The 8,334-nt window shown below is 32.8% G+C and carries 7 protein-coding genes and 1 pseudogene; 3 read left to right on the top strand and 5 right to left on the bottom strand.

Annotated elements, in window-relative coordinates:
* From JJE11_RS09860 to JJE11_RS09850, 3 genes and pseudogenes are all read right to left on the bottom strand, one after another.
* Positions 1–206: pseudogene (locus tag JJE11_RS09860) on the bottom strand (PqqD family protein); the annotation flags it as partial.
* An 83-nt stretch (positions 207–289) separates the two neighbouring features.
* Positions 290–2,218 carry an OPT family oligopeptide transporter gene (locus JJE11_RS09855; protein ID WP_291635061.1) on the bottom strand — a complete coding sequence of 643 codons (1,929 nt, stop codon included), beginning with the start codon at positions 2,216–2,218 and terminating at the stop codon, positions 290–292.
* A gap of 368 nt (positions 2,219–2,586) precedes the next feature.
* Positions 2,587–4,068, bottom strand: a complete 1,482-nt coding sequence (locus tag JJE11_RS09850) for a GH25 family lysozyme (protein ID WP_291635059.1) — start codon at positions 4,066–4,068, stop codon at positions 2,587–2,589.
* Between the two features lie 203 nt (positions 4,069–4,271).
* Here JJE11_RS09850 and JJE11_RS09845 point away from each other — a divergent pair, with 203 nt between their 5' ends.
* On the top strand, positions 4,272–5,069 hold the full coding sequence (locus tag JJE11_RS09845) for a hypothetical protein (RefSeq protein ID WP_291635057.1): 798 nt from the start codon (positions 4,272–4,274) through the stop codon (positions 5,067–5,069).
* A 32-nt stretch (positions 5,070–5,101) separates the two neighbouring features.
* Here JJE11_RS09845 and JJE11_RS09840 read toward each other — a convergent pair whose 3' ends face one another.
* Positions 5,102–5,569 carry a helix-turn-helix domain-containing protein gene (locus JJE11_RS09840; protein ID WP_291635055.1) on the bottom strand — a complete coding sequence of 156 codons (468 nt, stop codon included), beginning with the start codon at positions 5,567–5,569 and terminating at the stop codon, positions 5,102–5,104.
* Positions 5,570–5,886: 317 nt separating this feature from the next.
* Here JJE11_RS09840 and JJE11_RS09835 point away from each other — a divergent pair, with 317 nt between their 5' ends.
* On the top strand, positions 5,887–7,383 hold the full coding sequence (locus JJE11_RS09835; protein WP_291635054.1) for an Ig domain-containing protein: 1,497 nt from the start codon (positions 5,887–5,889) through the stop codon (positions 7,381–7,383).
* 145 nt (positions 7,384–7,528) lie between these two features.
* Positions 7,529–7,969 (top strand): GatB/YqeY domain-containing protein, encoded by a 441-nt coding sequence (locus JJE11_RS09830; protein WP_291635053.1) that lies wholly within the window; start codon positions 7,529–7,531, stop codon positions 7,967–7,969.
* 55 nt (positions 7,970–8,024) lie between these two features.
* On the opposite strand, the gene JJE11_RS09825 is transcribed toward JJE11_RS09830, so the two are convergent.
* A partial coding sequence (locus JJE11_RS09825; RefSeq protein WP_291635051.1) for a fumarate hydratase C-terminal domain-containing protein occupies positions 8,025–8,334 on the bottom strand: 310 nt, incomplete at its 5' end.

Below are 8,334 nucleotides of genomic sequence, written 5' to 3'. Positions count from 1 at the left end.
TTCCATACGCAACTGCCCTGGGCATCTAAATCAATTTTCATTTCTTTTGGTGTTTTGAAAAACATCCTCACAGCTCTTTCTATTAAACCATCCCTCATAACAATAATCTGAACCAATCCATCATCTTTTACTTCCCATTTCTGGTCCCTATTCTTAAAAGGCACCAACTCCAAAAAATTTGCATTTTTATTTATTTTTTTGGCCATGATTACACCTCGTATTTCATAAGTTTTAAAGAGGATATTTATTATATCCTCTTTATAGTATTTCTTTCAAATAATTATTTTACTTAACTTTTCTCTTGCTTAATTTTATCTTTCTTAAATATAGAATACTTCAAGAGAGATAATACTAGTAGACCAAAGAAGAACAATGCTCCTATTTGTCCTAAATCAATACCAAGGTCAAAATTCAATTCAAATACTGCAAATACTGCAAGTAGTATACCTAATAACCCTTCACCTGCAATTAATCCAGAAGCATAAAGAATTCCACAATCAATCTTGTCTTTAATGTTATCGATTCCTTTACCTAACGCTTCTAGCTTCTCTTGTTTCTTGTTTAGTATTCCTCTAATTAATCCACCGACCATGATAGGTGTACTTAAATGGATTGGAAGATATAGACCAATCGCTATTGGTAATACCGGTAATCCTAATAATTCAAGTGCAACTCCGATACCTACTCCAGCATAAACAAGATTCCAAGGTAAGTTTCCACCCATAACGCCTTCTATAACTAATCTCATAAGTGTTGCTTGAGGTGCAGGCAATTCTGGTGTTCCAAATCCCCATGCATTATTTAATAATATCAAAACACCACCTATAGCGAATGCTGCAGCTAATGCACCAATGAGTTCACCATATTGCTGAAGCTTTGGTGTTGCTCCTACTAAGAAACCAGTTTTTAAATCCTGGGATGTATCTCCTGCCATGGCAGCAACAATACAAATAACGGCACCTACTAATAACGTTGCAATCATTCCAGCATGTCCATCGTTTCCAGTGGCTTTAAAAACTATAGCTGTAACAATCAATGTAGCAATAGTCATTCCTGATACAGGATTTGAAGAACTACCTACAAGACCAACTACTCTTGAAGAAACTGTTGCAAAAAAGAAACCGAAAATTGCAATTAATACAGCTCCAACAAATCCTACTGGGATAACTTTTGTCATCATCATAGATAGAATGACAACTAAAACACCAATTATTACAAATTTCATTGGCATGTCTTGATCTGTTCTGACGGTACTTCCGCCAGATTTTTTAGAATAGTCCTTCATGGCATCCCTAAAGGTACCTACAATAAGTGGTATTGATTTGATCAAACTAAAGACACCACCGAATGCAACTGCTCCCGCACCCACATATCTTATGTAATTATCCCAAATTCCCCAATAGTCTAGTTGAGAGATTGGTACAGTTGCTGGGTATAAAATTACAACCCCCATGCTTCCAATGTTTGAAATCAAAGGAATCAATGCAAACCATCCAAGAACTGCTCCACCTAACATATATGCAGAAATTGTAGGTCCAATTATAAATCCAACACCTAGTAATGCTGGTAAAACATCCGCCCCGATGGCAGCTCCTTTATAACCCGGAATAGCAGTTTCTATTTCGCCAGGAAATAATTTAAATCCACCCGTCATAAATTTATATGCGGCACCAATTCCGAGTCCTATAAATGTAATTTTGGCTTTTTCTCCGCCCTCTTCTCCAGCAAGTAATACCTCAGCACAAGCTGTACCTTCTGGATAAGGCAATGTGCCATGTTCTTTTACAATTAACGCTTTTCTTAATGGAACCATGAAAAGAACTCCAAGAATTCCTCCAGCTAAAGCAATGGCTGTTATGGTTATTAGGCTTGGTGCACCCTCATTCCACTCTTCCATCCAAATAAACATGGCTGGCAATGTGAAAATAGCACCTGCCGCCAGAGATTCACCGGCTGATCCAATTGTTTGAACCATATTGTTTTCTAGTATAGATTCTTTTTTAAGAAGACCTCTAATAATTCCCATTGAAATTACGGCCGCGGGAATAGATGCACTAATTGTCATACCTACTTTTAATCCTAGATACGCATTAGCCGCACCGAAAACAACTGAAATTATAATACCAAGTAAAACTGCGGTTAGAGTAAATTCTGGTAAGACTTTATCCGCAGAAATGTACGGTTTAAATTCTTTCTCTTCATTTTTTTGACTAGACATGATTGTCTCCTCCTTGTTTTTATAGAATTATATGCAGGAAATAATGTACTTAAAAATAATTTCAGTGTAAAAATTTCAATTCCTGTACATATCTAATTCCAATTGTAACCATAATACTCTAATAACTCAATAATTATTTGAAAATTAAATGCTTTTTTGTAAAGTTTTCTATTGTTTTGTAAAATAATGTATTAAATTCAACTTGAGTTATTAATTATTCCACAAAATTAAAAATAAAAAGCAAATCATATTGCCGATTGTATTCTTACTGTTGAGCGAACTGAAAAAAGGTTATAAATTATAAAATTCATAACCTTAATATCAAATTAATCTTATATTTTGAAATGTTCTCTTTCTTATTTTAGTTTTTATTTAGAAATATATACATCTTCTGATACCGACTTTGAAACATCGTTAAATATATCTAGTGCCTGAACCTTAAATTTATATGTTTTCCCAGTTTTTAAACCAGTTACTGTGGTGAAATTATTATTAGTTGTTGAAATTAAAACACCATCTTTATAAACATTATATCCTTTTAGATCTATTTCAGTGTTTTTATTCCAACTCAAATTTACTGTACTTGGAGACACATTTTTCCCAATCAGATTTGTTGGTTCAGACGGTAGCATTAATAAATCAAGAGAACGACACCAACTTGCGTCCATGTTTTTATATCCACCAATGATTGCGGATTGTGTGAATTGCCAAATATTCCAACCACTCCATCCCCCAAAGCTTCTAGGCGTATCATCACTATACTTTAAATAATTATTAAATTGATAGTATTCTGCATTCCAAAGGGGTAAATTATTTATTGTAATAATATCTGGTTTAATATTCCAGTCATTAAAGAACGACCTGTTTGTATATATCATTATTGTTCTGCCTGTATATGATTTAAAATGGTCACAAAATGCTCTAGCCCAATCAATTATTTGTTTTCCAGTAAGTCCCACATCAATTGAACCAAGAGGAGGTTCTATATCTAAGACAGGAAGTAAGTCCCCATACCCACTTATACCAGCTTTGCCCATAAGACTAAATATGTGGTCAGCGTATTTTTCAGCCTCAACTTCAGCTTTTTTTAAATCATAATCTAAATTAGACCAGTGTGGAATATAGTAGAACCCTACTGGCAGGCCTGCAGATTTTATTCCTAATGTATGTTTTTCTGCCATAAAATCTGGATTATAGCCCTTATTTAATACACTATTACCTGCCCTTACGTAAACATATGATATTCCATCGCTCTTAATTTTATTCCAGTCTAATTCTGGTGTATAAAAAGAAACATCTGTACCTTTTAAAAAGCCTGAATATTGGTTAGCTTTTGACCAAAATATTATGCCAGGAGAAGGTGTAATATTTATTCTTGCATTATTGCTATAGCCTGAGAAAATTTTGTCTAAAGTATAAGCTGTGACTTTATAATTATAGACTTGACCAATTTTAATAGTTTTATCAATAAATACTCGATTTGGGGTAGAACCTATAGGAATATTATTTCTCAAAACATAATACCCACTAACCTTTATAGAGTCATACGCATGGTCCCAAAAAAGCGCTACACTATTTACTGTATTTCTTTGTACTGTGAGTTTAGTTGGAGCTCCTGGTGCGGGCATTCTTAAGTTTCCCAAATCATAATTCCCATTAATAGGCCACATATTATCATTAGGAATCATTCTATAATTCATTTCACATAATGGGACAACCAAGGTCTGCCCTATAAATAACTGATCTGAGTTTTGAAGTACATTTGCTTCGATAATACTTTGTGATGAAATTCCATATCTATACGCGATTGACAAAACAGTATCACCTGGTTCAACTAAATAAATCCACATTTAATTACCCTCTTATTCATACTCTTAGTAATTAATATATTCATTTATTATTTTATTGTGCATCAGCTTTTTTATACACTCTAAGAAATTCAAAGATATATATATTACTATTTACCCCTATTGAAAAATGATATAATAAGCTAAAAAGTCTTATGATTTAATGGTTTAAAAACAAGAAAGACTGGTTTGAAAGAGGGTCACCAATGAAAATATTAAAATTTATAGCTATCAGTATTTTGTTTTTTTTAGGGATTATTATATTAGCCATAGTAATTGCACTTACAACACTTATCACATTTTTCTTATTACAATCTTTAATATTTTGTAGAGGTAACTACTTGCTGTTTATATCAAGCCCAATAAACATGGTACCCTCTGCAATGATTATGGTTTTAATTATATATCTTTTCTTTCAATTAATAGAAAAGTTTTTCAAAGGAAAAGACCGGATAGTGAAATTACCAGAAGAGGTTGATACTGCTGTAGTTACTGATTACCAGGATAAAATATTACTTGATGATTTAAATAACAATAAGCTAGATATTTTTCTAGTTCAAGTATTAAATATAATAACGAAAGTATATAAAATAATAAAAAAATGTTACTTACCAGCTTTAATTATCGCTATCTATTGTGGCATGACAAGCTATACTATTTTGTATAGTGATAGCATAAAAATAGGCTCTCCTATTTCGCCCATTGGCGTACTCTACAGTTATAGTGATATTAAAAGTGTTAATGTTTGTATTGTGGAATCTAAAGATTCATATGATCCTTCTTACAAAATAACACTAAAAAACAATAAAACAACAGATCTTTTAGGCGGAGGCTCAATGGACAGTAACGACCAGAATTTCGAAGAAGTTTTAGTTAATCTTGACAGTGTTTTGAAAAATCAAGGTGTTCAAAAAACTATTGATAAAAAAGATTTCGATAAATTTTCAAAAGGGTTAGATGCAAGTTTTGTAAAAGAAGTAGAAAAACTTTTTAATAAATACTAAGATAAAATCAGTAAAAAGGCGCCTCAGATGTGCTACAAATACGCAACCCCTAATACCTTTGTATTATATATTTCAGGGCTTTGTATTTTATCTTCATAGACTTTAAATTTACTCATAATGAGTAAATAATCTCTTAAATCATTATTTTTATTGTAATCTACGATGACTTTAAACAGTATTGCAGCCGTTATTATCGGAGCTAGCATTATAATTAAATGAGACAAACTAAGCCATTTTTTCAGTTTCATATGTCTCTCTCTTATAAACTTATAACCCGTCCCCCATACTGTTTGAGTAAAGGTAGAGTCCTTTATATTGTCCTTTATCTTCTCTCTAAGAGCTTTAATATGAACAGTAACAGTATTATTGCCATTCACATCAATACTTTCCCATATGTGCTGGTAAAGCTCTTCATTTAACCATTTTATATTTTTACACAATGTAAATCCGTCCATCATAAGATCATCCTCACTCCATGAAATGCATTTAATGTCCTCCATAGCTGATCCTTTTTTGCCTCTTATAGTTATTTCCTCTTCCCCTGGAATTTTTAAGTCTTCATCAACACTGTCTTAAACTCAAACATATAATCTGGGCAAAATAAATTGCCCTCTGAATCTTTTACACATTTTTTTGGAATTAGAAACCAACCACAAACATACACCTTACTCCTCTTTTGGTGACTCTTTCTTTATAATCAATATTCTATATGAGTAGGTATATCATGGAATATAGTGGTATACTTTAATAATAAGTTACGTTAGAATAACCGTTATAAATAATATAAAGCTTAAACTCATATACGGAGGTATAAATTATGAACAAGAAAATTACAACTTCAATTCTTGCTGCTTTGATGATGGCAGGAACAACATCTTTCACAGCTTTTGCTGCAATGTCGGAGGGTACTGTTGTAATAGGTAGCAAAGCTTTCGACTTAAAATATGCTAACGCCCCAGCAAATGCTGAAGAAATAAGTGATGCACTAGTTACAGGTGGAGCAGTTTATGTTAAAGATTTCGAAGGAAATTGGTTAGACAACCTTACAGCGAAAGTCGTACAAGCAAGTTCTATCCCAGCTGTAATTTATAAAAGTGCTACTAACCAAATTAATTTTGACGCCGCTGATAAAGATGTAGTAGTAAATGAGGATTTAAATGTTACATCGGTAATCTTAAATAAAACTACAGATAACTTAGCAGTAGGAGCTGCAGATACTTTAACTTCAACAGTATCTCCAAGTAACGCAACAAACAAGGCGGTAACATGGACAAGCTCAAATCCAAATATAGCAACTGTAACTAATGGAGTTGTAACAGCTGTAAGTCCTGGAACAGCAATTATTACAGCAACTACTGTAGATGGAAGTAAAACTGCAAATTGTAGTGTTACTGTTAATAATAGTACTACTAAAAAAGGATATGTGTATAATCAATCACTTAAAGATGATCTAAAGGTAAGATCAGCTCCGAATTTAAACGGGACTATACTAGACGTTCTATATAATTTTGAAAAGGTTGAAATTTTGTCTATTGATAATGGATGGGATAAAATTATTTATAATAATAGCGTTGCATATGTTTTTGATGAATATATACAAACTTATACTTCACCATCAGATACTGCAGTTAATACTGCTAAAAAGATTACTAAGCAATTTGAAGTTGACATTTCTAATCAAATCGCGGGAGATTTTGATGGACAAGGCTTATCTTTGGGATACTTTCAATGGAATATACGTCAAGTAACCTTGCAGCCTATCCTAAATAGAATGGACAGAGAACATAATGCTGAGATGAAAAGCATTTTTGGAACAAACTATAATATTATATATGATATGATACTTGACACACCCGAAAATCAGCTTACATGGGCTAAGGACATTAATGATTCCGCAAATAAAATTATTGAACCTTGGTATTCACAGTTTGATAGTTTATGCAATAATCAAGACTTTATAGATATTGAAGCAGATGCTGAAGTATATGCAGTTAAACAAGCAGTGCTTATCTGTGAAAAGTACAATTTAGATTCCATAAGAGGCTTTGCTCTTGCTTTTGATATTGTAACGCAGAATGGAAGCATAGGACCGAATCCTACAATAACTATTGATACCGCTCTTGAGAAAACACCTAGCATGGCTGAAAAAGATCTCTTAGGAGTTATTGCAAATGCCGTAGCAGATGATTCAGGTAATAATTCTGAAGATGTTCGCTTGAGGAAAATGGCTATAGTCAATGGACATGGTACTGTTCACGGCGCAACGCTTAATTTAGATACAACTTACGGACTAAGCGATAATTCGTGGAGATAATAAGATTACACGTTAAGCGCAAAGCAAGGTAATTATTTAGTCAAATTGAAGTGATAAGTGTATAATATGTATATATAAGTGTATTTTTGATAATAACTAAGATACCTTACTGAAAAACACTAAATTAATTAGGAGGCAAATACATATGTTAAAACAAACATTGAAAGACGATATTATTAAATATATGAAAAGTAGGGATAAGATAAGACTGACTGCTTTGAGGACTTTAATGGCTGCCGTTAAATATAAAGAATTGGATTTAAAGAAAGAACTTGAAGATGATGAGTTAATTGCTATTATCGAGAAAACAATTAAACAATTAAATGAGACTCTTGGTTATGCGAAGCAAGCTAATAAAGAAGATATTATAGCCGAATCAGAAATTGCAATCGAAATGTTCACAGTTTATATGCCAAAGCAATTAACTGACGATGAAGCAAAAGCAATCCTCATTGAAGTTATCGCGGAAAATGGCTTTAAGGGCAAGGGCGACATGGGAAAGGTTATGAAGGCTGTTATGCCTAAGTTAAAAGGAAAGTATGATAGTAGAAAGGTAAATCCTCTTGTAATTGAATTATTGGCTTAAGATAAAATGAGAAGGGTAGCAATATATATCGCTACCCTTCTTTAAATTACATTTACTATTTCTGATATTTTTTTCTCTCTGTTACATAAAGATCATTTCCTTCTGAGTCTATTACAACTACAGCCGGAAAATCTACTACAGTAAGTTTTCTAACTGCTTCCGGTCCCAAATCTTCAAATGCAATAATTTCGCATTCTTTTATTGATTTAGAAATTAGAGCTCCCGCTCCTCCGATTGCAGCAAAGTAGATAGCACCATTCTTTTTCATTGAGTCTACTACCGTTTGGCTTCTAAGCCCTTTTCCAATCATTCCAGTAAGCCCTAGTTCAAGTAATGGTACAGTCAAATCGTCCATTCTATAACTA

It is taken from the genome of Clostridium sp., assembly GCF_016650095.1.
Classification (GTDB): domain Bacteria; phylum Bacillota; class Clostridia; order Clostridiales; family Clostridiaceae; genus Clostridium_AD.
This window is presented reverse-complemented; position numbering and strand designations above follow the sequence as displayed.

Coding starts and splice junctions, on each gene's coding strand:
- JJE11_RS09855 (WP_291635061.1), bottom strand. CDS start 2,218: ATGTCTAGTCAAAAAAATGAAGAGAAAGAATTTAAACCGTACATTTCT.
- JJE11_RS09850 (WP_291635059.1), bottom strand. CDS start 4,068: ATGTGGATTTATTTAGTTGAACCAGGTGATACTGTTTTGTCAATCGCG.
- JJE11_RS09845 (WP_291635057.1), top strand. CDS start 4,272: ATGAAAATATTAAAATTTATAGCTATCAGTATTTTGTTTTTTTTAGGG.
- JJE11_RS09840 (WP_291635055.1), bottom strand. CDS start 5,569: ATGGAGGACATTAAATGCATTTCATGGAGTGAGGATGATCTTATGATG.
- JJE11_RS09835 (WP_291635054.1), top strand. CDS start 5,887: ATGAACAAGAAAATTACAACTTCAATTCTTGCTGCTTTGATGATGGCA.
- JJE11_RS09830 (WP_291635053.1), top strand. CDS start 7,529: ATGTTAAAACAAACATTGAAAGACGATATTATTAAATATATGAAAAGT.